The organism is Variovorax sp. LjRoot130 (assembly GCF_964253755.1).
GTDB lineage: Bacteria > Pseudomonadota > Gammaproteobacteria > Burkholderiales > Burkholderiaceae_C > Variovorax.
Genome location: NZ_CAXURM020000001.1, coordinates 1,333,160 through 1,357,500, shown reverse-complemented (window position 1 = coordinate 1,357,500; position 24,341 = coordinate 1,333,160). Strand labels below are relative to the sequence as shown.

Genomic DNA, 24,341 nt, shown 5'->3' with positions numbered 1-24,341 from the left:
GTCACGGGGACCTGCGTCGCGTCGCTCGCGAGCAGTTCAGGCGCCGGCTGGTAGTGCGTGCACTCGATGTCGAGCCGATCGAGATCGAGGCCGTCGAGTTCATGTACCTGCTCTCGGTCGAACAAGTCTGGGGCCACCAGTTTCACGCCGACGCCTGCAGCACGGTCGCTGCCGCGCCACAGCGCTTCGCTCAAGTCCACGCGCAGGCGTTCGCGCACCGCTTCCGCATCGGCGAACACCGTGCTGTTGAAGCTGTTGAGGTAGAGCTTGAAGGATTTGCTCTCGATGATGTTGGGCGTCTCGCAGGGCACCGTGAAATGCGCAATAGCCAGTTGCGGCTTGCCGCGAAGGTTGAGCCAGCTCAGCTCGAAAGCTGTCCAGAGATCGGCGCCAAAAAAGGGAAGCGCGTTGGCCGCAATGCCCATGGCTTCGCGCTGCGTTGCACGCGAAATCGGAAACAGCAGGCCGGCGTCGTAGCGATCGACGTAGGCCGAGGCGCGGCCCAGTTGGGATTGTTCGGGAGTGTTGTCGAGGCTCATGCGCGTTTCTCGGCTGTCTGCAAGAAGGGGACGATGTGCTGCAGAAGGATGTCGACCACCTGCGGCGGCAAGTCATGTCCCATGCCGGGCACGGACACGAAGTGCGCGCCCGGGATGCGCCGCGCAGTATCCTGGCCGCAGGCGATGGGCACCAGTGGATCGGCATCGCCATGCAGGACGAGTGTGGGGCTGGCAATGCGCGCCAGCAGGGCTTCGCGGCCGCTGTCAGCACCGATTGCCAGCATCTGCCGCACGATGCCCGCCGGCCGGTACGCCCGTCTCAGCCCGCGGGTGATTCGATCGGTCAGCACCCGCTCTTCCTGCGGATAGGCAGGGCTGGCGATCAGGCGAACAAAACCCAGGCTGTGCGCCACCAGTGCGGCCTCGGTTCGGCTGGCCGGACGCCGCATGAGTGCAGCCGCCACATCGGGCCGCGGACCCGGCAGATTTCGTGCGCCGCTCGAACTCATGATGCTGACCAGGCTGGTCATGCGCTGCGGCGCGGAGGCGGCCAGCCGCTGGGCAATCATCCCGCCCATCGACGCCCCCACCACGTGGGCGCGGCGGATGCCCAGCGCATCGAGCACGCCCAGCCCATCGTTCGCCATGTCCTGCAAGGTGTAGGCAGAGTGCACCGGCAGGCCGATGCGCTGCCGCACGCTCTGCCAGACCAGGTTGCCGGTGCCGACCTCATCGAAGGTCTGGCTCAGGCCGATGTCTCGGTTGTCGTAGCGCACGACCCGGAAGCCGGCATCGGCCAGCGCCTGCACGAAGGCGTCCGGCCAGGCGATGAGCTGCATGCCCAAGCCCATGATCAGAAGAATCACCGGGCGTCCAGCGCCGCCGCTGTCTTCGACCTCGATCTGGATGCCGTTGGCTGTCAGTTTCATAACGTCGTCGACAACCCGCAGGAGCGCCGCGGGCTCTGGTGAGCTAGATGAATTCGCGCTCTCGCAACCATTTGGTCGCGACCCACTTCTCGCCCGCGAGCACCGGGGCCCCGCCATGCAGCGTACGCGTCGCAGGATCGGGGCGCTCGTAGCTGAAGAAGACGCCGGTGCCGCGCTTGGGCGCGACTTCGAGCCCGACGTCCGGAAAGGTGGTGGCGCCGCCCAGTTCAGGCTCCTGCAGGTACATCACGAGCGTCGCGACGCGCTGGCCACCACGCCGCAGGATGGTCGGCGTGCCGGGCTCCGCGGGATCGAAGTAGTCGTAGTGCGGCCGGTATTGCGCGCCGGGGCTGTAGCGCAGGATCTGCAAGCCCTCGCCGAACTCGAGCGGCCAGTTGAGCAACTTCGCGATGCGCTGCTCGAGCCGAGCGACGAAAACGTTCTCGCCGCGCTCGAAGAACATGCCGTCGCTGGTGCGATCGACGTTGAGCGCCTCGCCGCCGGTCTGGGTCTCGACGGTGAGGGAACGCGCGAGCCGCAGCCGCGCGGCCGCGATGAGGCCCTCGCATTCCTCGTCGGAGACCAGGTCACCGAACACCACCACGCGCGGATGGAGCATGGTCTGGAGCACCTGGACACGGCGATCGCCGGTGTCGATATACAGCGGCGAGGTCGACAGGTCCGGCCCCGGCATCGCGGTGCGCGGCGGCGCGACGGCCGCCGCGCCTGCAGCCTGCGCCTCGACCTCGGCCAGCGCGGCGTCCGCCACCTCGCTATGCCAGCCGGCATCGCGCATCGAAGCCCGCAGGCTGGGTACCGAATGCCCCGCGGCGAGCTGCGCGACGACCCACTCGCGCAGCTCGGGACTGATCGCCTGCCCAAGACTCATGCCGCTTTCCTCCTGAATACGAAGCGCTCGGGCAGCGATACCCCGGCGTCGAAGGCATAGCCCTCGAAATCGAACTTCTCCAGCACCTTGGGCGTGGCCGCCCTGTGCAGCACGGCCCAGCGCGCCATCAGGCCGCGGGCGCGCTTGGCGAAGAAGCTGATGACCTTGTACTTGCCGTTCTTCCACTCCTCGAACACGCACTCGATCACCCGAGCCCTCAGCACCTTCTGGTCGACCGACCTGAAGTACTCCTGCGAAGCCAGGTTGATCACGACCGGCGTGCGGTCCGCCTGGAGGCGCTCGTTCAAGTAGCCGGCGATGCGCGAGTTCCAGAAGGCATAGAGGTCCTTGCCATGGCCATTGGCCAGTTGCGTGCCCATCTCGAGCCGGTAGGGCTGCAGCCGATCCAGAGGCCGGAGCACGCCGTAGAGGCCGCTCAGGATGCACACATGATCCTGCGCCCAGGCGAGCTGCTCTGTGCTGAGGGTCTTGGCGTCGAGCCCGCCATAGACATCGCCGTCGAAAGCCAGCGCGGCCTGCTTCGCGTTCTTCTCCGTCCCCTTGGAAGCCCAGGCCGCATAGCGAGCCACGTTGAGCGCAGACAGCTTGTCCGACAGGTGCATGAGTTCGGCGATCTGCTGCGGCGACTTCTGCCGCAGGAGCTTGATCAGCTCGGCGGCCGGGCCGCGCGGCCCTTCGAAACGAGGCTGAGTGGCGGGCAGCGCATCGGGTACCGGGGTGTCGTAGTCGAGCGACTTGGCAGGCGAGATCAAAAACAGCATCTCCGAATTATCTTCGGGCCCGGACGGACTGCTCTCGAAGCGGTAGAGTCCGCCCTGCTTCCAACCCCACTCCCAGGAGATCTGCGATGAAGGCTGCCTCCCTTCTGCGAACCAGCGCTTTCGTTCTTGTCGCCGCCTGCGCGGCCACCGCACTGTGGATACCCACCGCGACGCATGCGGCGGCACCCCTTGCCAAGGAAACCGCGCCGGCCTTCTATCGGCTGATGGTCGGCGACTTCGAGGTCACGGCCCTGTCCGACGGAACGGTGGCGTTGCCGGTGGACCAGCTGCTGACGCGCACCACGCCCGAGCAGGTGAAGAAGACGCTGGCCAGGTCTTATCTCCAGAGCCCGCTCGAAACCTCGGTGAACGGCTATCTGATCAACACCGGCGAGAAGCTGGTGCTGATCGACACCGGCGCCGGCGGCCTGTTCGGTCCGACGCTGGGCCGCCTCGCGGCCAACCTCAAGGCGGCGGGCTACCAGCCCGAGCAGGTGGACGAGATCTACATCACCCACCTGCATCCGGACCACGTGGGCGGCCTGGCAGCAGGCGACAAGCCAGCCTTTCCCAATGCCACGGTGCGAGCCGACCAGCGCGACGCCGATTTCTGGCTCAGCCAGGCGAACATGGACAAGGCGCCGGCCGACTCGAAGGGCTTCTTCCAGGGCGCGGTGGCTTCGCTCAATCCCTACATCGCAGCCGGCAAGTTCAAGCCCTTCGACGGCGACACCGATCTGGTGCCCGGCATCAAGGCCAAGGCGGCACGTGGACACACGCCGGGCCACAGCATCTTCGTCGCCGAAAGCAAGGGCCAGAAGATGGTGTTCTGGGGCGACCTGATGCACGTGGCCGCCGTCCAGTTCGAGAATCCATCCATCACCATCCAGTTCGACACCGACTCCCGGCCGGCGGCCGTGCAGCGCAGAAGGGCCTATGCAGAAGCTGCCATGCAGGGGTACCTGGTGGGAGGCGCGCACATCTCCTTCCCCGGCGTCGGCCGGCTGCGCTCGCAGGGCAGCGGCTACGTCTGGCTGCCGGTGAACTACGTGCCCACGCGTTGAACACGGCGCGCGCCGCAGTCGAATAAAATCCTTCGCTCATCCACCCCCACCAGCGGCATCCTGCGGGATGCCGCTCGTCTTTGCACCGCCATGAGCGACACCTTGTCCCAACCCGGCCTCGAGAGCCTTTCCAAATCCTTCGAACCTGCCGCCCTCGAGGCGCACTGGGGTCCCGAGTGGGAGCGGCGCGGCTACGCGGTCGCGGGCTTTCGCGGCACCGGGCAACCAAAGGACGACGCGCCCTCCTTTGCGATCCAGCTGCCGCCGCCGAACGTGACCGGCACGCTGCACATGGGCCATGCGTTCAACCAGACGATCATGGACAGCCTCGCGCGCTACCACCGCATGAAGGGCGACAACACGCTGTGGGTGCCAGGCACCGACCACGCGGGCATCGCGACCCAGATCGTGGTCGAGCGCCAGCTGCAGGAACAGAAGACCAGTCGCCACGACCTGGGCCGCAAGAACTTCGTCGCCCGCGTGTGGGAGTGGAAAGAGCAGTCGGGCAACACCATCACCAACCAGATGCGCCGCATGGGCGACACGGTCGATTGGAGCCGCGAATACTTCACGATGGACGAGAAGCTCTCGAAGGTCGTCACGCAAACCTTCGTGCAGCTCTATGAAGAAGGCCTGATCTATCGCGGCAAGCGGCTGGTGAACTGGGACCCTGTGCTCAAGACCGCGGTGAGCGACCTCGAGGTCGAGAGCGAAGAGGAAGACGGCTTCCTCTGGCACATCGCCTATCCGCTCGAAGACGGCTCGGGCTCACTCACCGTGGCGACCACGCGGCCCGAGACCATGCTCGGCGACGTCGCCGTGATGGTCCATCCCGAGGACGAACGCTACAAGCAACTGATCGGCCGGCGCGTCAAGCTGCCGCTGGTGGACCGCCTGATCCCGGTGATCGCCGACGACTACGTCGACAAGGAATTCGGCACCGGCGTGGTCAAGGTCACCCCCGCGCACGACCACAACGACTACGCCGTAGGCCAGCGCCACGGCCTGCCGACCATCGGCGTGCTGACGCTGGACGCCACGATCAACGACAACGCGCCCGAAAAGTACTGCGGGCTCGATCGCTTCGTGGCGCGCAAGGCGGTGGTGGCCGACCTCGAGGCGCTCGGCCTCCTGATCGAAACCAAGAAGCACAAGCTCATGGTGCCGCGCTGTGCACGCACGGGTGCCGTGGTCGAGCCGATGCTGACCGACCAGTGGTTTGTCGCGATGACCAAGCCCGACGCCGGCGGTCAGTCGATCGCGCAGAAAGCCATCGACGCGGTGCGCTCGGGCGAAGTGAGCTTCGTGCCCGAGAACTGGGTCAACACCTACAACCACTGGATGGAGAATATCCAGGACTGGACCATCTCGCGCCAGCTCTGGTGGGGACACCAGATCCCGGCCTGGTACGACGAAGAGGGCCGGGTCTACGTGGCCCACGACGAGGCCGAGGCGCAAGCCAAGGCGCCGGGCAAGAAGCTCGTGCGCGACGAAGACGTGCTCGACACCTGGTATTCGTCGGCCCTGGTGCCCTTCTCCTCGCTCGGCTGGCCCGAAAAAACGCAGGACTACGACCTCTACCTGCCTTCGACCGTGCTGGTCACGGGCTACGACATCATCTTCTTCTGGGTCGCCCGGATGATCATGATGACCAAGCACTTCACCGGCCGGGTGCCTTTCAAGCACGTCTACATCCACGGCCTGGTGCGCGACTCGCACGGCCACAAGATGAGCAAGTCCGAGGGCAACGTGCTCGACCCGGTCGACCTGATCGACGGCATCGCGCTGCCCGAACTGCTGGACAAGCGCACACAGGGCCTGCGCCGGCCCGAGACCGCACCCGCTGTGCGCAAGAACACGCAAAAGGAATTCCCGGACGGCATCCCGGCCTTCGGCGCCGATGCGCTGCGCTTCACCTTCGCGTCGCTCGCCTCGTTGGGCCGCAACATCAATTTCGACCCCAAGCGCTGCGAGGGCTACCGCAACTTCTGCAACAAGCTCTGGAACGCGACGCGCTTCGTGCTGATGAATTGCGAAGGCCAGGACTGCGGCCTGCGCGAGCACACCAAGGAAGAATGCGACGTCGGCGGCCCGGCCCACGGCTACCTCCGATTCAGCCAGGCCGACCGCTGGATCAGCTCGCAGCTGCAGCGTGTCGAGGCCGAGGTGGCCAAGGGCTTCGAAGACTATCGGCTCGACAACGTCGCCAACGCGATCTACCAGTTCGCATGGGACGAGTTCTGCGACTGGTACCTCGAGATCGCCAAGGTGCAGATCCAGCAGGGCGACGATGCGCAGAAGCGCGCCACGCGCCGCACGCTGATCCGCACGCTCGAAACGCTGCTGCGCCTGGCGCACCCGGTCATTCCCTTCATCACCGAGGAGCTCTGGCAGAAGGTGGCCCCAGTGGCCGGCCGCGAAGGCGAATCGGTCATGATCGCGGCCTATCCGAAGAGCCAGCCCGAGAAGATCGACGAAGCGGCCGAGGCCCACGTCGCGCGGCTCAAGTCGCTGGTCGATGCATGCCGCACGCTGCGCGGCGAGATGAACGTGTCGCCCGCCACCCGGCTGCCGCTCTACGCCGTGGCCGACGATGCGACAAGCAGCGCCTTCCTGCGCGATGCCGCACCGGTGCTGCAGGCGCTGGCCAAGCTCAAGGAAGTGAAGGTCTTCGACGACGCGGCCGACTGGGCAGCGGCCGCCGAAGCGGCGCCGGTGGCGGTGGTCGGCGGCGTACGCATCTGCCTGCACATGGAAATCGACAAGGCCGCGGAGAAGGCGCGCATCGGCAAGGAGATCGCGCGCATCGAAGGCGAGATCGCCAAGGTCAACACGAAGCTCAGCAACGAAGCCTTCGTCGCCAAGGCGCCGCCCGCGGTGATCGAGCAGGAGCGCAAGCGGCTCGCGGACTTCAGCGCCACGCTCGAACGGCTGCGCGACCAGCTTGTGCGCCTCGGCTGACAGACGCTCGACATCGGAGAGCTTTAGTATTCGGGTTCGGCGCCGAGGCGCCGCCCTCCTCCGATCCATCTTCCCCGATCAGACGCAAAGCCCATGTCCACCTCACCAGCGCGCATTCGCAAGGCCGTGTTTCCCGTTGCAGGCTTCGGCACCCGTTTTCTGCCAGCCACCAAGGCGCAGCCCAAGGAAATGCTGCCGGTGGTGGACAAGCCGCTGATCCAGTACGCGGTGGAAGAAGCCTACGCCGCCGGCATTCGCGACATGATCTTCGTCACCGGGCGCAACAAGCGCGCGATCGAGGATCACTACGACACCGCCTACGAGCTCGAAAGCCAACTCGAGGCCAGCAACAAGCTCGCGCTGCTCAAGATTGCACGTTCGGTGATGCCGGACGACATGACCTGCTCCTATGTGCGCCAGCCCCGCATGCTGGGTCTGGGGCACGCCGTGCTGTGCGCCGAACACCTGGTCGGCGACGAACCCTTCGCAGTGCTGCTGGCCGATGACCTGATGGTCGGCCCCGAGAACGGCGAGCCCGTGCTGGCGCAGATGACGCGCGCCTTCGGCAGGCTCGGCGGCTCGTTGCTGGCGGTGCAGGAAGTGCCGCTCGAACACGTCAAGCGCTACGGTATCGTGGCCGGCGACACGGTCGAGGAAGGCTTGGTCAAGGTCAACCGCATGGTCGAGAAACCGCAGCCGGAGGACGCGCCCTCGCGCCTCGGCGTGGCGGGCCGCTACATCCTGACGCCGGGCGTGTTCGAGGAGATCCGCAACCAGCCCAAGGGCGCCGGCGGCGAGATCCAACTGACCGACGGCATCGCCGCGCTCATGAAGAAGGAATCGGTCTACGCCTATGCCTACCAGGGTGTGCGCTACGACTGCGGCAGCAAGGAAGGCTTCCTGCAGGCCACCGTCGAGCTCGCGCTCGCGCACCCGGAAGTCGGTGGCGAATTCCGCGCCTACCTCAAGAGCCTGGAGCTCTAGGCGGATTCGTCAGCACCAGCGGCTCGAGGAAGCTGGCCAGCTCCTCGTCGGCTATCGGCGTCAGCGGCAGACCGAAAACGTCCTGCAGGCGCGCCACGAGGGCTTGCGCCCACAAGGCGTTCCACACCAGCCCCGAATGGCGATCTGCCAGCAGGGCGTTGCGGGGATCATCGCCAATCGTGTTCGTCACGTGCAGCGTCGAACCGATCGCCACCGTCTTGTAGTCCGGCTTGCCATCGGCGCTGCGTGATCCCCAGTGGGCCTGGAACCACGCGAGATCGTCGAAATAAGCCAGGCGCGGGTCGCTGTCGGCCAGCCGGCGGATGGCGGCATTGAAGCCGTCGAGCGCAGTCCCGATGTTCGTGGTTTCGGCTGCCGACTGCCATCGATCGAAGTTGGCGGGATCGTCCGCTTCGTTGCCGATGCCCACCAGCAGGATGCGCGTCGAAGGGTGCGAAGCATGGATCAACGCGACCGCCGCGCCGATCTCGCCGGCGCAATAGGCCGTGGCGGCACGCAGTTCGGGCGCGGAAGGGTCGCGCGCCTGGAGATCCAGCAGGCCGCCCCAGTTGTTGAGGCCGATGCGGATCACCACCACGCCGCGCATCCAGCGCTCGGGCTCCTCGTCCATCAGTGCGACGAGGCGTGGCGCCTGGCGAAACCGGCCGCCCATGAGGTTCTTGCAGGCCGCCCCGGAGTTCGCGAAGTTGTAGAAATAGTCCTCCTTCTTCGGCGCCCGGCCGCCGCGCAGGCCCAGCCACTCGCGCGCCTGGGCCACGACGCCGGGCCGGCCCCAGAGAACCCACGGCCCGAGGTCCAGCTGCTGCCCGCGCAGGCGCGCGAGCACCTCGGTCCACTGGAAGGTGCGCGAACGCCATGCGCCGCCGCGCTCGGTCGTATCAGCGGCAAACCAGGCATTGTCCTGGTAGGAGTGGCTGTTCGAATCGCCCAGCACCGCGATCGGGATCGCCTCGGAAGACAGGGGACGATGCGGGGGATCGGGCGGCATGCCGTCGCTCCAGAGGGTCAACGTGAGCAGCGCGGCCGCGACGAGCAGCGCAAGCGCCAGGACGGCAATGCGGGCGCTGCGCTTCACGGCGGCACCGTCAGCGGCGGCGCAGCACGTGGATGAAATCGGTGCCGACGGTCTGCTGCTCGACCAGGTCGTTGCCGGTCTGGCGCGCAAAAGCCTGGAAATCGCGCACCGAGCCCGGATCCGTGGACACCACCTTCAGCAACTGGCCGCTCTGCATCTCGTTGAGCGATTTCTTGGCCTTCAGGATGGGCAGCGGACAGTTGAGTCCGCGGGTGTCGATTTCTTTGTGGATGTCCATCGCCTTGTCCTGTCCTTGAAGCTGCGTCGATTCTAGGCAGCTCATTCGGCCACGAGGGTTGCCGGCCGCGGCCAGTCCATGAACTGGGGTTCGTGTCCGCGCGTGCGCAGCCAGTCGGCCAGCGCGTAGCCGGTGCCGGCCGGCCAGCACTTGAGGGCGCCGAGTTCGTAGAGCCGGTAATCGACCAGTTCCGGCGACAGGCGCACCTCGCCATCGGCCACCGCGTGGTAGGCAATGATCACCTGATTCATGCGCTGGAAGTCGTACACGCCGACCAGGTTCAGCGCGCTGGCGTCGAGGTTCGTCTCTTCCTTGATCTCGCGCGCGATGCCCTCCTGCGGCGTCTCGCCGGCCTCCATGAAGCCTGTGATCAGCGCATACATCTTGTGCGGCCACGCGGCATTGCGCGCCAGCAGCACCTGGCCGCGGTACTCGATGATCGCGGCCAGCACCGGCGTCGGGTTGTTCCAGTGGGTCCAGCCGCAGGACGGGCAGCGCAGGCGCGACTTCGGCCCGCCGTCCTCGGCCAGTTCGATGTGCGCCAGCGGCGTGGCGCAGGCCGGGCAGAACTTGTGCTCGGACATGGCGCGTTCAGGCGGGAAACACGCCGGTGGAGAGGTAGCGGTCGCCGCGGTCGCAGACCACGAAGACGATGGTCGCGTTCTCGACCGTCCTGGCGATCTCCAGCGCCACCCACAGCGCCCCGGCGGACGAAATGCCCGCGAAGATGCCCTCCTCGCGCGCGAGCCGGCGGCACATCTCCTCGGCATTGTCCTGGCTCACGTGGACCAGCTGGTCGACGCGACTGGGCTCGTAGATCTTGGGCAGGTACTCCTCCGGCCACTTGCGGATGCCCGGGATGCGCGAGCCTTCCTCGGGCTGCGCGCCGATGATGCGTACTTCGCGGTTCTTCTCCTTCAGGAAGTGCGAGACGCCGGTGATGGTGCCGGTAGTCCCCATCGCGCTCACGAAGTGCGTGATGCGTCCGCCCGTGTCGGCCCAGACCTCGGGGCCTGTGGTCTCGTAGTGGATGCGCGGGTTGTCGGGGTTGGCGAACTGGTCGAGCACGCGGCCCTTGCCCTGCGCCACCATCTGCTCAGCCAGGTCGCGCGCGTATTCCATGCCGCCGCTCTTCGGCGTCAGCACGAGTTCGGCGCCGAAGGCCTTCATGGTCTGCGCGCGTTCGACCGACAGGTCCTCCGGCATGATCAGCACCATGCGGTAGCCCTTGATGGCCGCCGCCATCGCGAGCGCGATGCCGGTGTTGCCCGAGGTCGCCTCGATCAGCGTGTCGCCGGGCTTGATCTCGCCGCGCTCCTCGGCCCGCTTGATCATCGAAAGCGCCGGCCGGTCCTTGACCGAGCCGGCCGGGTTGTTGCCTTCGAGCTTGGCCAGGATCACGTTGCCGCGCTTCGCGTTGGCGGCCGCGTCGATGCGCTGCAGCGCGACCAGCGGCGTCTTGCCGATCGCGTCTTCAATCGTCGGATATTGCATGGAAGGCACTGTGCCATAATTTTGAGCTGCCTTCCTTCCGTGCCCGGGTGGTGAAATTGGTAGACGCAGGGGACTCAAAATCCCCCACCGAAAGGTGTGCCGGTTCGATTCCGGCCCCGGGCACCATGGCTTCTCGCCATGCATCTCATTCGTGGACCCGGCAGAGACATTCGCGCACGCGTGTCAGCCGCAGCCGACGCCCACAGACCGGATGAATCCGGACAAGACATCCGCACCGGGGCCGACGAGGCGGTCAGCCGCGGGCTGCTGGCTTCCAGGGCCGTGAACGCCTATACCTTCAAGCATTGGAGGCGCGCCATGGACAAGATCATTCTGGATTCGGCAGGAGTGGGTTGGGGCTACGAATGCCTCGGGCTGAATGGCTCGAGGATCTTCACCAACAGCCAGGCCGAAGCCCACTTCTGGCATTCGCTCGGTTACGTGGTGCTTCACTATTCGCATTGGGCGACGTGAGCCATCGCATCGGGAATGCATAAAGAGAAAGCCATGCTCATCGTCATGACAAGAATCCCTTCCGTGCAGGATCCTCGCATCGTGATTGCGTGCATCCGCGCATGCGTCTGGGCCGGCGTCGAAGGCCGGCCGTTCTGCATGCTGCGGTGAATCGGCGCTTGCCTCTTCCGACTTCAATCGTCCCGATCGTCCCAATCCCGACGGTGGTGATGACGGTACCCGTGGCGGTAGCCGGGGCCGTAGTACACCGGCGCGGGCGGCCCGTAATACACGGGTGCGGGACGGTAGTACGCAGGCGGGGGCGGACGGTAATACACAGGCGGCGCGGGCTGGTAGTAGACCGGTGCGGGGCGCGAATAGACGGGGGCGGGTTCGTAGTAAACCGGACCAGGTTCGGCCACGCCGATGGCCAGGCCTGGTGCATTGACACCCACGGACCAGCTCACACCCGCATTGGCCGAAGCTGCGGCGAAGAGCGCCGCGGCTGCCACGGCACCGGCCGCGGCGTACTTGAAGAAGACAGAACGGTTGAGGTTCACAAGGACTCCTGAGGAAGGGCGAATACCGCCCATGTCCGCCATCCAACGCGCCAACCGCAGCGGAAGTGGACTGTCCCGACGGTGAAGATCGTTGCCAAACGTCACAGCAGGGATTGCGGCGCTCAGCCCGTGTACGGGCCTTTGACTTCGCCCCAGCCCCATTTCGGCATCGGCGCATGCGCATCGACCGTGGCGCCCGGTTGCGAATTGATGACGGCCAGGCGCGAGCCCCATTCCAGGTAGCCGACCAGCGCGGATCGGAATTCGGGGTCGTCGGGCATGCCCAGTTCGTCGGCCGTTTCCAACAGCAGGCTCACCCAGCGGCGCCGCTGGGCCTGCGTGAGATGGCGGCCCAAGTGCTGCCGGATCATGTGCGGATGGCCTCCGTGCCGTTCGGAATACGAGGCCGGCCCGCCGAGCACCTCCGCCAGGAAGGCCGCGACATGCGAAGGATGGTCCGCCCCCATGTGCGCGAACACAGGTCCGAGCAGTTCGTCGCCACGCACCTGCTCGTAGAAGCGCGTCGTCAGGCGGTTCAGGGCATCGATGCCGCCGAGCCATTCGTAGAGGCTTGGAATTCTTTGATCCGGCATGTCCGTGTCCCGAAAAAATTCAAAGATGAATGACGCCGAGCCGGGCCGCCTGCGTGACGGCGTCGGTGCGGCCCGTGGCATCGAGCTTGTCGATCAGCGAACCGACATGGAATTTTGCCGTGTGCACCGAGATGCCCAGACGCCGCGCGATGGCCTTGTTGGAGGCGCCTTCAGCCACCAGGGCCAGCACCTCGAGTTCGCGCGGGGTCAACACCGAATCCACTGCCTCGCCGTGCTCCACCGCCTCGGAAGGATGGACCAGTACGACATCGGCGGCCTCTCCGCGCTCGGCCAGGCGCAGGTCCGGCGCGGCTGCCAGGGCGGCAGCGAGCCGTTGCGCCAACTCGGCGTCGTCGATCTCGATCGCGACCACGATCGGTTTCATCGCGCGGCTTTCGTTCAATCGGCTGGCCTTTCGCCCACGGTGAGTTGGACTTCGACCGGCTCGCCCGCGCGCTGGAGCGACAGCGTGAGGACCGAGCCTACGCTCGCTGGACCGAGTGCGCGCAGCAGCAGTTGCACGCTGCGGATAGGCTCGCCGTTCACGGCCACGATGATGTCGCCCTGATGGATGCCGGCCGCCGCACCGGGCCCCTGCTCCGCCACGCCCATGACCATCGCGCCGACGCTGGCGTGACTCACCTTCACCGGCTGCAGGCTCAGGCCAAGATAGCCGCGCGGCATGCGGCCATGGGCCGCGAGCTGCGCAGCCACGCGCTCGATGGTCGGCGCTGGAATGACCAGCACGCGCCGCCGCGGGCCGAACACCGCCATGCCGATGACGCCGCCCTTCGCATTGAGCACCACGCCGCCTTCGGCGCTGGGCCGCAAGCGCAGGTCGAGCTCGGTCCTGGCGTCGATCTCGCCGCCACGCAGGCTGCGCCAGCCCGGGCCGGCCAGCGAGACGATGCCGCTCGCGCAAAGCGGCACGCCTTCACGCGAACCGACTGCGAGCACGAACTCGCCGGCGCGCGTCGTTGAATTGTCGAGCGTCAACTGCGGAGCTTCCGCACCTTCGAAGCGAAGCAGCGCGATGTCGGTGGTGGGGTCGCGGCCGGCCACCTTGGCGGCGACGGTCGTGCCGCCGGGCAGCGTGATCTCAACCTCCTCGTCTTCGGGCAGCGCTTCTTCCGAGGAGACGATGCACCCGGGTCGCCAGACGAAACCGCTGGCGCGCGTGCGCCGCGTGTGCACGGCGACCACGCTGCGCGCTGCGTCGGCGACCATGTCGGCCATCGCCGCAGACAGTTGTTCGAGGGGCGGCAAGGAAACAGTGTTCGACATGAAGATCTCCAAAGACGCTTGCATTGTCGAAATCCCTGCAGCGCGCGCCTACTGCCCGGTTGGGCAGGCAGCGGCTAGATCGTTGCTTCGACAGCCGAGGCGCGCCGCTCCCGCGTCACCCAATTGAACAGCGGTGTCGCCATCAGCGTGGTGATGATCGCCATCAGCACCAGGATCGAGAACAGCCCCGGCAGGATCACGCCGGCATGCAGCCCGATGTTGATGATGATGAGTTCCATCAGCCCGCGCGCGTTCATCAGCGAACCGATCGCGAGCGCATCGCGCTGGCTTTCGCCCGACATGCGCGCCGCGGCCCAGCAGGCGATGCCCTTGCCGCAGAACGATGCGGCGAGGATCGCGATCGCGCCGAGCATGATGCCGGGCTCGAACAGCACCGCCAGCCGCGTGTTGAGCCCCGAGTAGGTGAAGAACATCGGCAACAGGAAGATCACGACGAAGGGCTGCAATTGCGCGCGCAGCTTTTCGGTGAGCGCGCCGCGCGGCAGCACCGCGCCCAGCAGGAAGCCGCCGAAAACCGCGTGGATGCCGATGGCGTCCATCGCGAACGCGCTCAGGCAGAAGAGCACCAGCACGATGGCCAGCAGCGACGAACTCAGCGGCGCATCGGGCCGCACATGCGCAGCCAGGCGCTTGAGCAGGCGCGAGCCGATGAACACCATGAAGAGCGCATAGGCCACGCCGCCGCCGATCGCCGCATAGGCGCCGCCCCAGGAACCGCCGAAGCTCGCCAGCACCACGGCCAGGATGCACCAGGCCGCCGCATCGTCGACCGCGCCGGCGGTAAGTGCGAGCGTACCCAGCGAGGTGCCGGCCAGGCCGCGCTCGTGGATGATGCGCGCCAGCATCGGAAAGGCCGTGATCGCGATCGCGGCGCCGAGGAACAGCGAGGCCTCGAGCGGCTTGGCACGCGCCGAGAACAACCCGGGGATGTCGTGCAGCCACGGCACCAGCGCAAAAGCCAGCACGAAGGGCACGAGGATGCCGGCCGCCGACACCGAGGCGGCGCTCCTGAAGCGGCTCTTGAAGTGATCGGCGCGGAACTCGGTACCGACCAGGAACATGTACATGCCCACGCCCAGCTGGCCGCCCACGTAGAGCATGCTCAGTGTTTCCTTGGGAAACAGCGCGCGCTGCGCCTCGGGGAAGAAGAGCCCGAACAGCGAGGGGCCGAGCATCACGCCCGCGATCATCTCGCCCACCACCTGCGGCTGGCCGATCTTCTGCGCCAGGCGGCCCACGAGCTGGCAGACTGTGATGATGACGGCGACCTGCAGGAAGAAGTAGACGGAGAGCTGGGTGGTCGGCATGGAATCCCTCGGAAACGGGTCAGGAGGCGAGCCCCGTGGCCACGGTCGGATGACGAAGCCGCACGCGCAACTCGCGCTTCAGCCGCGTATTGTCCATCCGCCGAGACTCGCCCATGAAACTGAGCAGCGACGACGGCAATTGCGCCTGGGCCTCGTCGCGCGCGATGCGCGGCGGGCGCGGCATGCCGTACAGGTCGGCGGCCAGGTCGATGTAGTCGCCCATCTTGATCTCGCTGTCGTCGCTCACGTGGAACACACGCTGCGGCCCGCCGCGCCACAGTGCCGCCACGCAGGCACGCGCCAGGTCGTCGGCATGGATGTGATTGGTGTAGACGTCGTCCTCGGCACGCAGCACCGGCGTGCCTTTTTGCAGCCGCTCGCGCGGCGTGCCGCCTTCGCGATCGGGCGCATAGATGCCGGGTATGCGCAGGATGCGCACGGCGACACCCGCGCGGCCGAGCCAGCGCACGCTGCGCTCGGCATCGACGCGGCGATGCGCGCGCGGCGTGTCGGGCTTCACGGTTTGCGTCTCGCCGATGCGTGCGCCGCCGCAGTCGCCGTAGACGCCGCTGGTCGAGCCGTAGACCAGTGCGGCCGGCAGCGAGCGCAGCCGCAACGCTTGCACGAGCGCGGTGGTGCGCGCGTCGCGCCACCATTGCGCCCCCTCCACGCGCGCCGGCGGCGCGAGATGCAGCACGCGCGTGGCCAGGCCCGAGAGCCGGCGCAGCGTTGCGGGTGCATCGAGATCGGCCACGATTGGTCTGATGCCGGCCTCGCGCAACAGCGCCACGCGCCCGGGCGAAGAGGTCAGCGCGATCAGCTGCACGCGGCCGCGCAACGCGCGTGCCGCCCTGAGCCCGACATCGCCGCATCCGATCACGAGCACACGCTCGCGCCGGAAGCGCGAGGGCGCGGCGCCAAGAGGGCTGTTGATTGAGGGCAAAATCCAGTTCCTTTTTTGAATCAGAGTCGAAGAATACCCATGACCAGTGCAGCGCCGAACGAGGCGGGTTTTCACATCACGGTGGAGCCGAGTGGGCGTCATTTCACCGCGCATGCCGATGAAACCATCCTTGCGGCCGGCATTCGCCAGGGCATCGGGCTGCCCTACGGCTGCAAGGACGGCGCCTGCGGCTCGTGCAAGTGCAGGAAGCTCTCGGGCAAGGTCAGCGTGGGCCCGCACCAGAGCAAGGCGCTCAGCGCCGAGGAAGAGCTGGCCGGCTTCGTGCTGACCTGCTGCGCGCATGCGCAGAGCGACGTGGTGCTCGAATCGCGCCAGGTCACCGATGCCAATGCCTTCCCGATCCGCAAGATGCCGGCGCGCGTGCTCGCGCTTTCGAAGAAATCGCACGACGTGGTGATGCTGCGCCTGCAACTGCCGGCCGGCGAGCCCCTGCAGTTCCACGCCGGGCAGTACATCGAATTCATCCTGCGCGACGGCACGCGGCGCAGCTACTCGATGGCCAATGCGCCGCACACCCTGGGCGAGCCGGGCACCGGCATCGAGCTGCATATCCGGCATCTGCCGGGCGGCAAGTTCACCGACCATGTGTTCGGTGCGATGAAGGAAAAAGAAATTCTTCGCATCGAGGGGCCGTACGGCAGCTTCTTCCTGCGCGAAGACTCGGACAAGCCGATGGTGCTGCTCGCCTCGGGGACCGGCTTCGCCCCGATCAAGGCACTGCTCGAGCACATGAAGTTCAAGGCCATCGACCGGCCCGCGACGCTGTACTGGGGCGGGCGGCGGCCGGAAGACCTTTACATGGACGACTGGGTGCGCTCGCATCTGGAGCAGATGCCGAACCTGCGTTACGTGCCGGTGATCTCGAATGCGGTGCCGGAAGACAACTGGCGCGGGCGGACCGGTTTTGTGCACCGGGCGGTGATGGAGGATTTCGCCGATCTTTCGGGGTACCAGGTGTACGCCTGCGGAGCGCCGATCGTGGTCGACTCGGCCAAGCGGGACTATGTGGCCGAGCGCGGCTTGCCCGAGGACGAGTTCTTTGCGGATGCGTTCACGACGGAGGCGGACAAGGCGGTGCCTTGAGTGCGCCGGCTCTACCAGCCTGACGCGGCACCGTCGCTGCGCGGATCGGTGCCGCCTTCGTAGCTGCCGTCGGCATGCAGTACGACAGCGCCCGCATGTCCCATGATTTCGTCATAGGCCGGCACGATGTCCACCTCGTGCCCCAGAGCGCGCAGGCCCTCCACCGTGGCCGGCGGAAAGCGCGATTCCAGCTTGAGCGAATCGCTGGCCTGTCCCCACGTGCGGCCCAGGAGCCAGCGCGGCGCGTCGATGGCCTGCTGCGGGTTCATGCCGAAGTGCACGATGCGGCTGAAGACCGCACTTTGCGACTGCGGCTGGCCATCGCCGCCCATGTTGCCGTAAACGATGGTGCGGCCGTCATCGAGCTTCGCCAGCGCCGGGTTGAGCGTATGGAAGGGCTTGCGCCCCGGCATCAGCGGGTTGAGCGCCTGCGGCTCCAGCGAGAAGCTGCAGCCGCGGTTCTGCCAGTTCACGCCCGATTCCGAGAGCACCACGCCACTGCCGAACTCATGGTAGATGCTCTGGATGAAGCTCACCGCCACGCCCGCACGATCGACCACCCCCATCCAGACCGTATCGCCCGGGCCCTGTCCGCCGTCCCACGAAGCGACATGGTCGAGGGAGATTCGCGCTGCCATGGCGTCGAGCGCATCCGGCCGAAGCCATTGCCGCGGATCGTCCCGCATCCAGGCAGGATCGGTGATGCGCTTGTCGCGGATGGCAAAGGCCTGCTTGGTCGCTTCCACGCAGGCGTGCACATAGGAGGCGCAGAGCGGATCCATGCGCCCCGCGTCGAAGATGCGATCGAGCTGTCCCAGGATCAGCAGCGACACGAGCCCCTGCGTGGGCGGCGGCATGTTGTAGAGGGTGCCGGACGAATGCGCCATGGTCAGCGGCGTCTTCCAGACAGCGTGGTGACGCTCCAGGTCGCCCAGTGCCACCGGGCTTCCTATGGCGGCCAGGTCGCGCGCCATGATTCGCGCGAGGTCGCCGCGATAGAAATCCGACAGGCCGGCACGCGCGAGCTGCTCCAGCGCGGCGGCAAGCCGCGGTTGCACGAAGCGCGTACCCGCAAGTGGCGCTGCGCCGCCGGGCAGAAAGGTTTCGGCAAAACCGGGGATGCCGCGCAGTTCGTCCTGCCGGCTCTCGGTGCAGAGAGACTGGCTGCGCGTGACGGGGATGCCGTCGCGCGCGTGGAAGATGGCGTCGGCCAGCAGCCGCGCGAGCGGCATGCGGCCTCCCAGGACCTCGCGCGACCACGCATGCGCCGCCTCCCAGCCGGAAACGGTACCAGCCACCGTATTGGCCGCCATGCCGCCTCGAAACGGAATGCTCGCGAATCCCTGCACTCGGTAAGCCTCCGGCGTTGCCGCGCCGGCCGCCGCACCGCAGGCCTCCAGCCCGAGCGGCACCTCGCCAGGACGGGCGATTAGCCAGAAGCCGTCGCCGCCGATGCTGTTCATGTGCGGATAGACCACCGCGATCGTGGCTGCCGCGGCGATCATCGCCTCGACCGCATTGCCGCCTTCGCGCAGCACGGCCACCGCGCTTTGAGCGGCCAGCGCGTTGGGTGCAGTCACCATGCCGCGCATGCCGCGCGCCGGATTCGGGATGTGCGTCAACTTCTTTCTCCTTTGCCCTCGTTCATGCGGCGAGCGGATGCAGGCAGGCCACGTGGCGCCGGCCGTCCAGCAGCGTCTGCGCCGGATCGATGCGCGAACAGTCGTCGCGAACATGCAGGCAGCGCGTGCGGAAGCGGCAGCCCGAAGGCAGATCGGCAGCGCTCGGAATCTCGCCCTGCAAGCTGGCGGCCAGCGGGGCGCCGAAGCGCGGAAAGGCCTGCATCAGCGCTTGCGTGTAGGGGTGCCGGGGCGACTGCAGGATCTCGCGCGTCGGTCCCATTTCGACGATGCGGCCGAGATACATCACCGCCACCTTTTCGCAGAGATAGGAGGCCACGCCGAGGTCATGCGTGACGAAGAGCAGGGCAAGCCCGTTCTCGCGCTGCAGATCCCGCAGCAGATTGAGCAACTGCGCCTGGACCGAGACATCGAGGCCCGCCACCGATTCGTCCGCAACGATCACCCTCGGCTCGCCGGCCAGTGCGCGAGCCACTGCCACGCGCCGCACCTGGCCTCCGGAAAGCTCCGAGGGATAGCGATGGCGTGTCGCGTGCGGCAGGCCGACCTGGTCGAGCAGTTCGTCGACGCGCCCCGGGATCTCGCGCTCGTCGCGCAAGCGGTGCAGGCGCACAGGCTCGGCCAGCAGCGCCGCCACGGTCGCACGCGGGTTCAGCGAACCGCGCGCGTCCTGATAGATGTAGGCCACGTCGCGCGCAAAGCGCCGCCGCTGCGACGCGTCGAGGGCCGACAGCTCCGTCGCACCGGCCAGCACGCGGCCGTTGGTGGCTGCCTCCAAGCCGAGCATGACGCGAACGAGGGTCGATTTTCCCGAACCACTCTCGCCCACCAGGGCTACCGATTCGCCGGGACGCAGGATCAGGCGGATGCCGTCGAGCGCCTTGAGCTGCCGGCGGCCGCCGTCGATGGGAAAGGACTTCTCGACATCGAGCAGCGAGAAAAGTGGCAAGTCCTGGGTCTTGGAAGCTTGTTGCATGCGTCTGTGTTCCCTCAGGCGTGCCAGCATGCGATGGAGGACGCGCCGCGCTCGACGCGCGGAGGTCGCCCAACACCGCACTCGGTCGTGGCGAGCTTGCAGCGCGGTGCGAAGCGGCATCCGCCCGGCATGGCCGACAGCGGAGGAACCACGCCCGGGATCGGCTCCAGCCGCTCGGCGCCGAACTCGATGGCGCTGGCGCGTAGGCCGCGCGTGTAGGGATGCTGCGGGTGATTCAGCACCTCGGCAGCCGGCCCCTCTTCCACGATCTGTCCGGCATACATGACGGCCACGCGATCGGCCACCTGGGCGGCGAGCGCCAGGTCGTGCAGCACGAAGATCGCCGAGGCGCCGAGCGCGCGCACGCGCTCGAGGATGAGCACCATGATCTGGGCCTGGATGGTCACGTCCAGCGCGCTGGTGGGCTCGTCGGCAATCAGCAGTTCGGGCTCGCAGGCCAGCGCAATGGCGATCATCACGCGCTGCTGCATTCCTCCCGAGAGCTCGTGCGGGAAAGCCGCGAGCCGCGCCTGCGGATCGGCGATGCCCACGCTCTCCAGCAACTCGATGGCGCGCGCTCGGCAAGCAGCGCGCGAGAGGCGGCGGTGCCGGCGCAGCGGCTCCGAGAGATGGGCCAGCACGGTGAAGCAGGGGTTGAGCGCAGCCGACGCGTCCTGAAAGATCAGGCCGATGCGCCTGCCGCGCAGCGCGCGCAGTTCGCCCTCGGGCACGCTCGCCACATCGATGTCGCCCACCATCAGGCGGCCTTCGAGGCCGACCTCGGGCGGCCGCAGCAGTCCCAGTGCAGCAAAGGCCAGCGTCGACTTGCCGGCGCCGGATTCGCCGATCAGCGCCAGCGTCTGGCCGGCCGGCAGTTGGATCGTCACGTCGTCGAGCACCGCCACGCCGCGGCGACGCAGCGTGAAGTGCTCGACCGAGAGCAGGTTCGCGGTCATGGGGCCTTGTTCTTGCAGCGTGCGCATCAGTGCTGACCGCGCGTGCCGGGATCGAGCGCGTCGCGCACGCCCTCTGCCAGCAGATTCAGTCCCACCAGCAGGATGGCCAGCGCGATGCCGGGCATGCCCGACATCCACGGCGCCATGCTGATGAAGCCGCGCCCCTCGGCGATCATCAGGCCCCAGTCGGGCGTCGGCGGCACCACGCCCAGCCCGAGAAAGGACAGACCGGATCCCAGCAGGATCGCGATGGACACGCGCATGCCCGCCTGGATCAGGATCGGCGACACGATGTTGGGCAGGACATGGCGCAGCACGACCTCTCTTTCCGGCACGCCCATCAATCGCGCGGCTTCCACATAGGGGCGCGATTTCACCTGCAGCACGTCGGCACGCACCATGCGCGCGAACGGTCCGACGAAGGACAGCGCGAGCGCGTAGATCACATTGACCATCCCCAAGCCGAGAACCGCCATGAAGGCCATGGCCATGATGAGTTCCGGGAAGGCGAGCAGGCCATCCACCAGCCGCATGATGGCCCACTCGGAGCGCCCACCGCGCAGGCCCGCGAGCACACCCAGCGGCACGCCGACCAGCAGCCCGAGCACGACCGAGGCGAATCCGATCCACAGCGCCGAGCGCGCTCCGTAGAACACGCGCGACAGGATGTCCTGGCCGAACGAGTCGGTCCCCATCCAATGCGCCGCGGAAGGACCTTGCATGGCATCCATGACGTTCTGCTCCGTCGGGGCATAGGGCGCCAGCAGGGGCGCCAATACCGCCACGAGCACGAAGGCCAGGACGATCGCCCCGCCGGCCATCGCCTTGCGCTGCGCGCGCACGAGCCGCCATGTGCGCAGAAGCCCGCCGGCGGGCAGCTCGGCAGAAGATGGGGCGGCCAGGCCGACGGATGCGGGATCAGCGGCCATGTCTGCGCAGCCTCGGGTCGAGAATCGAATAGGTCCGGTCGACGATGAGATTGACCAGGATGAAGAGCAGCGCGGTGATCATGATCCCGGCCTGCACCACGATGTATTCGCGCGTCTGCACGGCATTGGTGATCATCATTCCCAGTCCGGGCAGCGTGAACACCACCTCGGTCATCACGGCGCCGCGCAGCATGCCGCCGAGCTGCAGGCCGATCACGGTGACCAGCGGCATCAGCACGTTGCGCATGCCGTGCACCCAGATCACCCGCCACTCCGGTTCGCCGCGCGCACGCGCCGCGGCCATGTAGGGCTGTTCCAGCACTTCGAGCAGACTCGAACGCGTGACGGCCGCGATCAGCCCAACATACCACGCGCCCAAGGTCAGCGATGGCAGCGCCAGGTGCCAGAGGCCCTGGCCGAAGTCCTCCCATGGCGCGACAAAGCCCATGGTCGGGAACCAGCCGAGCGACACGCCGAAGATCCAGATCAGCACGACGCCGAGGTAGAAGCTCGGGAACGCGTTGCCTCCGATGGCCACGGCGCTCGCCGCGAGATCGATCCAACTGTTGCGGCGCACCGCGGCCAGGACGCCGAGCGGAATGCCCACGGCCAGCGCGATCAGCAGAGAGAAGCCTGCCAGCGTCAGCGTCACGGGCAGCGCCTGCAGCACCGCCTGTTCGAAGATGTCCTGCCGGCTCACGTAGGAAACGCCCCAGTCGCCCTGAACGAAGCGGCCGAGCCACTGCAGGTACTGCACGACGAGCGGCTGATCCAGCCCCAGGTCGCGGTAGAGCTTGTCGTAGGACTCGCGCGAGAAGTCCGAGCCCAGCATCACGGTGACCGGATCTCCGGGCGAGAACTTCAGGAACAGGAAGCTCACGATGGAGACGACCCACAGCACCAGTGCTGTCTGCGCGGTGCTGCCCAGCGCGCGGCCGACAGCGGCCGCGCCGGAGGGCCGCGCCTGCATTGCGGCGGCCATTGCCGCCTCAGGCCAGCGAGACCGTGTGCAGATTGAGCAGGTCGGCTGGGATGTACTCGAAGCCCTGCACCTTCTTGCTCATGATCTTGAACACCTTCATGTGCGCCAGCACCGCCAGCGGCGCATCGGCCATCAGCACGTCCTCGGCTTCGATGTAGAGCTTGCGGCGGGCTGCCGTGTCCGTGATCTCGGAGGCCGCGGCGGCCGCCTTGTCGAAGGCGGGATTGCTGTAGCCGACGAAGTTCCAGGGCTTGCCGGTCGACCATTCGGGCGTGATGGTTTCGTCCGGATCCAGGTCGGCGATCCAGGCTTCGTCATACATGTCGAAGTCGCCGGCGTTGCGCCGCTGCGCCCAGACGGCCCGGTCGACCAGTTCGATCTTGGGCTTGATGCCGATCTGCGCCAGCATCGGCGTCACCAGCTGCGCGTTGCGGGTTCCCATGCCGCCCGAGCCGGTGAAGCCTTCGGTGACGATGAACACCGGGTTGACCTCCCCTTGGTTCCTGGCCTTGGCGCGGAAGGCCTTGGCCTTTGCCAGATCAAAGTACTGGCCACGCCCGCCCTTGCCGATGTTCGGGTCGTAGAAGCCCGTCATCGGCGGCGAAATGCAGGTGGCGGCCGGGATGGCTTCGCCGAAGTAGCTCTGCTGCACGATCACCTTGCGGTCGATCGCAAAGGCCACCGCCTGGCGCAGCGCGATGTCGTCGAAGGGCGCGCGCTTGTTGTTCATGCCGATGAAGGCGTAGTTGCCTTCCACCTGTCCGTAGACCGAGAGGTTGGGGTTCTTGCGCAGTTGCGGAATGAACTGGAATGGACACACCGACAGCCCATCCACCTGGCCCGACATCATCGCGGCAACGCCTGCGCTGGGCTCCTTGATCAGGCGAAGCACCACCTTGTCGAGATGCGGCAGGCCCGCTTCGAAGTACTCCGGATTGCGCACCAGTTCGATCGTGTCGTTCTCCTTCCAGCTGGCGAACTTGAATGGCCCGGTGCCCACGGGATTGCGGCCGAAGGCCTTGCCGTGCTGCTCCACCGCCCGCTTGCTGACGATGGTGCCGGCGCGTCCGGTGCTGCCGGTCAGCGCCACCGGCAAGAACGCGAAGGGCTTCGTGAAGCGCAGGCGCAGCGTCAGGGGGTCGATCACGTCGATGCCGGCGAGCTGGGCAAACTTCCATGCGTGGGGCGACTTCACCTCCGGATCGGCCACGCGCTCCAGGCTCCACTTGACGGCCGCCGCATCGCAGACGTCGCCATTGTGGAACTTGACGCCGGCACGCAGCTTGAAGACGTGGGTCTTCTCGTCGACCATGTCCCACTTCTGCGCCAGGTCGGGCGCGAAGCTGACGTTCTTGCCGTCGTAGGCCACCTTGAGGATGCCGTTGTAGACGTTGTTGATCACCTTGATCGATCCGCCCGACATCGTGAAGTGCGGGTCGAGCGTGTCGATGGCATCCAGCCAGGCCAGCGTGATCGTGCCGCCCTTCTTCGGTGCGGCCTGGGCCGCTCCCATGCCCGCGGCAGAAGCGGCAAGCAACCCCACGCCGGCACCGGCGGACTTCAGAAGGTTGCGGCGGCTGAAGCCGGCGGCGAGGGTGGCGGCGAGCGCGGCCTTGTGATCGATTTCAGACATGTTCATGCTCCGGAGGAAAGTAG

General features: G+C 67.1%; 25 protein-coding genes and 1 tRNA gene (1 of these 26 cut by a window edge). 6 read left to right on the top strand and 20 right to left on the bottom strand.

The window, feature by feature from the left end; all coding sequences use genetic code 11:
* The 4 genes in view from queF to yaaA are tightly spaced (at most 43 nt apart) and all read right to left on the bottom strand, a layout consistent with a single transcriptional unit that may run on beyond the window.
* On the bottom strand, positions 1-539 hold the 5' portion of the coding sequence (gene queF, locus ACSQ86_RS06810; protein WP_436303085.1) for an NADPH-dependent 7-cyano-7-deazaguanine reductase QueF. It extends 319 nt beyond the left edge of the window; the window shows 539 of its 858 coding nt (coding positions 1-539); its start codon is at positions 537-539; the stop codon falls past the left edge of the window.
* Positions 536-1,429 carry an alpha/beta fold hydrolase gene (locus ACSQ86_RS06805; RefSeq protein ID WP_436308640.1) on the bottom strand — a complete coding sequence of 298 codons (894 nt, stop codon included), beginning with the start codon at positions 1,427-1,429 and terminating at the stop codon, positions 536-538. Before ACSQ86_RS06805 ends, queF begins: the two co-directional genes overlap by 4 nt.
* Positions 1,430-1,472: 43 nt before the next feature.
* The gene (locus ACSQ86_RS06800) at positions 1,473-2,318 is read right to left on the bottom strand and encodes a 2OG-Fe(II) oxygenase (RefSeq protein WP_093108906.1); all 846 of its coding nucleotides are present in this window, start codon (positions 2,316-2,318) and stop codon (positions 1,473-1,475) included.
* Positions 2,315-3,100, bottom strand: a complete 786-nt coding sequence (yaaA, locus tag ACSQ86_RS06795) for a peroxide stress protein YaaA (protein WP_436303084.1) — start codon at positions 3,098-3,100, stop codon at positions 2,315-2,317. The genes ACSQ86_RS06800 and yaaA overlap by 4 nt, the downstream gene beginning before the upstream one ends.
* A gap of 86 nt (positions 3,101-3,186) precedes the next feature.
* On the opposite strand from yaaA, the gene ACSQ86_RS06790 reads away from it, so the two are divergent.
* From ACSQ86_RS06790 to galU, 3 genes are all read left to right on the top strand, one after another.
* Positions 3,187-4,164: an MBL fold metallo-hydrolase gene (locus ACSQ86_RS06790; protein ID WP_436308639.1), complete on the top strand. Its 978-nt coding sequence runs from the start codon at positions 3,187-3,189 to the stop codon at positions 4,162-4,164.
* A 90-nt stretch (positions 4,165-4,254) separates the two neighbouring features.
* Complete coding sequence (locus ACSQ86_RS06785) at positions 4,255-7,125, top strand: valine--tRNA ligase (RefSeq protein ID WP_436308638.1); 2,871 nt, start codon at positions 4,255-4,257, stop codon at positions 7,123-7,125.
* A gap of 93 nt (positions 7,126-7,218) precedes the next feature.
* Complete coding sequence (galU, locus tag ACSQ86_RS06780; RefSeq protein WP_093108910.1) at positions 7,219-8,109, top strand: UTP--glucose-1-phosphate uridylyltransferase GalU; 891 nt, start codon at positions 7,219-7,221, stop codon at positions 8,107-8,109.
* Here galU and ACSQ86_RS06775 read toward each other — a convergent pair.
* The 4 genes from ACSQ86_RS06775 to cysM are packed head-to-tail and all read right to left on the bottom strand — an operon-like array spanning position 8,090 to position 10,937.
* Entirely contained in the window at positions 8,090-9,205 is a 1,116-nt protein-coding gene (locus tag ACSQ86_RS06775; RefSeq protein ID WP_436303081.1) for an SGNH/GDSL hydrolase family protein, read from the bottom strand. The two genes, galU and ACSQ86_RS06775, sit on opposite strands and share 20 nt — an antisense overlap.
* Positions 9,206-9,215: 10 nt before the next feature.
* Positions 9,216-9,443 (bottom strand): sulfurtransferase TusA family protein, encoded by a 228-nt coding sequence (locus tag ACSQ86_RS06770; protein WP_093108912.1) that lies wholly within the window; start codon positions 9,441-9,443, stop codon positions 9,216-9,218.
* 41 nt (positions 9,444-9,484) lie between these two features.
* Positions 9,485-10,027 (bottom strand): NUDIX domain-containing protein, encoded by a 543-nt coding sequence (locus tag ACSQ86_RS06765; protein ID WP_436308637.1) that lies wholly within the window; start codon positions 10,025-10,027, stop codon positions 9,485-9,487.
* Between the two features lie 7 nt (positions 10,028-10,034).
* Positions 10,035-10,937 (bottom strand): cysteine synthase CysM, encoded by a 903-nt coding sequence (cysM, locus tag ACSQ86_RS06760; protein ID WP_093108914.1) that lies wholly within the window; start codon positions 10,935-10,937, stop codon positions 10,035-10,037.
* A 41-nt stretch (positions 10,938-10,978) separates the two neighbouring features.
* On the opposite strand from cysM, the gene ACSQ86_RS06755 reads away from it, so the two are divergent.
* Together ACSQ86_RS06755 and ACSQ86_RS06750 are read left to right on the top strand one after the other, a co-directional pair.
* A tRNA-Leu gene (locus ACSQ86_RS06755) sits at positions 10,979-11,063 on the top strand.
* A gap of 12 nt (positions 11,064-11,075) precedes the next feature.
* Positions 11,076-11,411, top strand: coding sequence for a hypothetical protein (locus ACSQ86_RS06750; RefSeq protein ID WP_436303079.1), 336 nt, complete (start codon positions 11,076-11,078; stop codon positions 11,409-11,411).
* A gap of 173 nt (positions 11,412-11,584) precedes the next feature.
* On the opposite strand, the gene ACSQ86_RS06745 is transcribed toward ACSQ86_RS06750, so the two are convergent.
* The 6 genes from ACSQ86_RS06745 to ACSQ86_RS06720 all read right to left on the bottom strand — a co-directional run bounded on the left by ACSQ86_RS06745 (position 11,585) and on the right by ACSQ86_RS06720 (position 16,098).
* Positions 11,585-11,950, bottom strand: coding sequence for a hypothetical protein (locus tag ACSQ86_RS06745; RefSeq protein WP_436293833.1), 366 nt, complete (start codon positions 11,948-11,950; stop codon positions 11,585-11,587).
* Between the two features lie 122 nt (positions 11,951-12,072).
* Positions 12,073-12,543, bottom strand: a complete 471-nt coding sequence (locus ACSQ86_RS06740; RefSeq protein ID WP_436303078.1) for a group II truncated hemoglobin — start codon at positions 12,541-12,543, stop codon at positions 12,073-12,075.
* Between the two features lie 19 nt (positions 12,544-12,562).
* Positions 12,563-12,916 carry a response regulator transcription factor gene (locus tag ACSQ86_RS06735; protein ID WP_436308636.1) on the bottom strand — a complete coding sequence of 118 codons (354 nt, stop codon included), beginning with the start codon at positions 12,914-12,916 and terminating at the stop codon, positions 12,563-12,565.
* Positions 12,917-12,942: 26 nt separating this feature from the next.
* On the bottom strand, positions 12,943-13,827 hold the full coding sequence (locus ACSQ86_RS06730) for a S1C family serine protease (RefSeq protein WP_436303077.1): 885 nt from the start codon (positions 13,825-13,827) through the stop codon (positions 12,943-12,945).
* Between the two features lie 74 nt (positions 13,828-13,901).
* On the bottom strand, positions 13,902-15,155 hold the full coding sequence (locus ACSQ86_RS06725) for a cation:proton antiporter (protein ID WP_093108918.1): 1,254 nt from the start codon (positions 15,153-15,155) through the stop codon (positions 13,902-13,904).
* A 19-nt stretch (positions 15,156-15,174) separates the two neighbouring features.
* Positions 15,175-16,098 (bottom strand): SDR family oxidoreductase, encoded by a 924-nt coding sequence (locus ACSQ86_RS06720; protein WP_436293836.1) that lies wholly within the window; start codon positions 16,096-16,098, stop codon positions 15,175-15,177.
* 39 nt (positions 16,099-16,137) lie between these two features.
* Between ACSQ86_RS06720 and ACSQ86_RS06715 the strand changes: the two genes are divergently transcribed.
* Complete coding sequence (locus tag ACSQ86_RS06715; RefSeq protein ID WP_093108920.1) at positions 16,138-17,202, top strand: CDP-6-deoxy-delta-3,4-glucoseen reductase; 1,065 nt, start codon at positions 16,138-16,140, stop codon at positions 17,200-17,202.
* 11 nt (positions 17,203-17,213) lie between these two features.
* Here the strand turns inward: ACSQ86_RS06715 and ACSQ86_RS06710 are convergent, their stop codons facing one another.
* From ACSQ86_RS06710 to ACSQ86_RS06685, 6 genes are all read right to left on the bottom strand, one after another.
* Positions 17,214-18,785, bottom strand: coding sequence for a gamma-glutamyltransferase family protein (locus tag ACSQ86_RS06710; RefSeq protein ID WP_436306266.1), 1,572 nt, complete (start codon positions 18,783-18,785; stop codon positions 17,214-17,216).
* Positions 18,786-18,846: 61 nt separating this feature from the next.
* Positions 18,847-19,818: an ABC transporter ATP-binding protein gene (locus tag ACSQ86_RS06705; protein WP_436303076.1), complete on the bottom strand. Its 972-nt coding sequence runs from the start codon at positions 19,816-19,818 to the stop codon at positions 18,847-18,849.
* A 14-nt stretch (positions 19,819-19,832) separates the two neighbouring features.
* The gene (locus ACSQ86_RS06700) at positions 19,833-20,774 is read right to left on the bottom strand and encodes an ABC transporter ATP-binding protein (protein ID WP_436303075.1); all 942 of its coding nucleotides are present in this window, start codon (positions 20,772-20,774) and stop codon (positions 19,833-19,835) included.
* A gap of 26 nt (positions 20,775-20,800) precedes the next feature.
* Positions 20,801-21,703: an ABC transporter permease gene (locus tag ACSQ86_RS06695; protein ID WP_436308635.1), complete on the bottom strand. Its 903-nt coding sequence runs from the start codon at positions 21,701-21,703 to the stop codon at positions 20,801-20,803.
* Positions 21,693-22,685, bottom strand: coding sequence for an ABC transporter permease (locus ACSQ86_RS06690; protein ID WP_436293840.1), 993 nt, complete (start codon positions 22,683-22,685; stop codon positions 21,693-21,695). The genes ACSQ86_RS06695 and ACSQ86_RS06690 overlap by 11 nt, the downstream gene beginning before the upstream one ends.
* A 7-nt stretch (positions 22,686-22,692) precedes the next feature.
* Entirely contained in the window at positions 22,693-24,318 is a 1,626-nt protein-coding gene (locus ACSQ86_RS06685) for an ABC transporter substrate-binding protein (RefSeq protein ID WP_436303073.1), read from the bottom strand.
* Between the last annotated feature and the right edge of the window lie 23 nt (positions 24,319-24,341).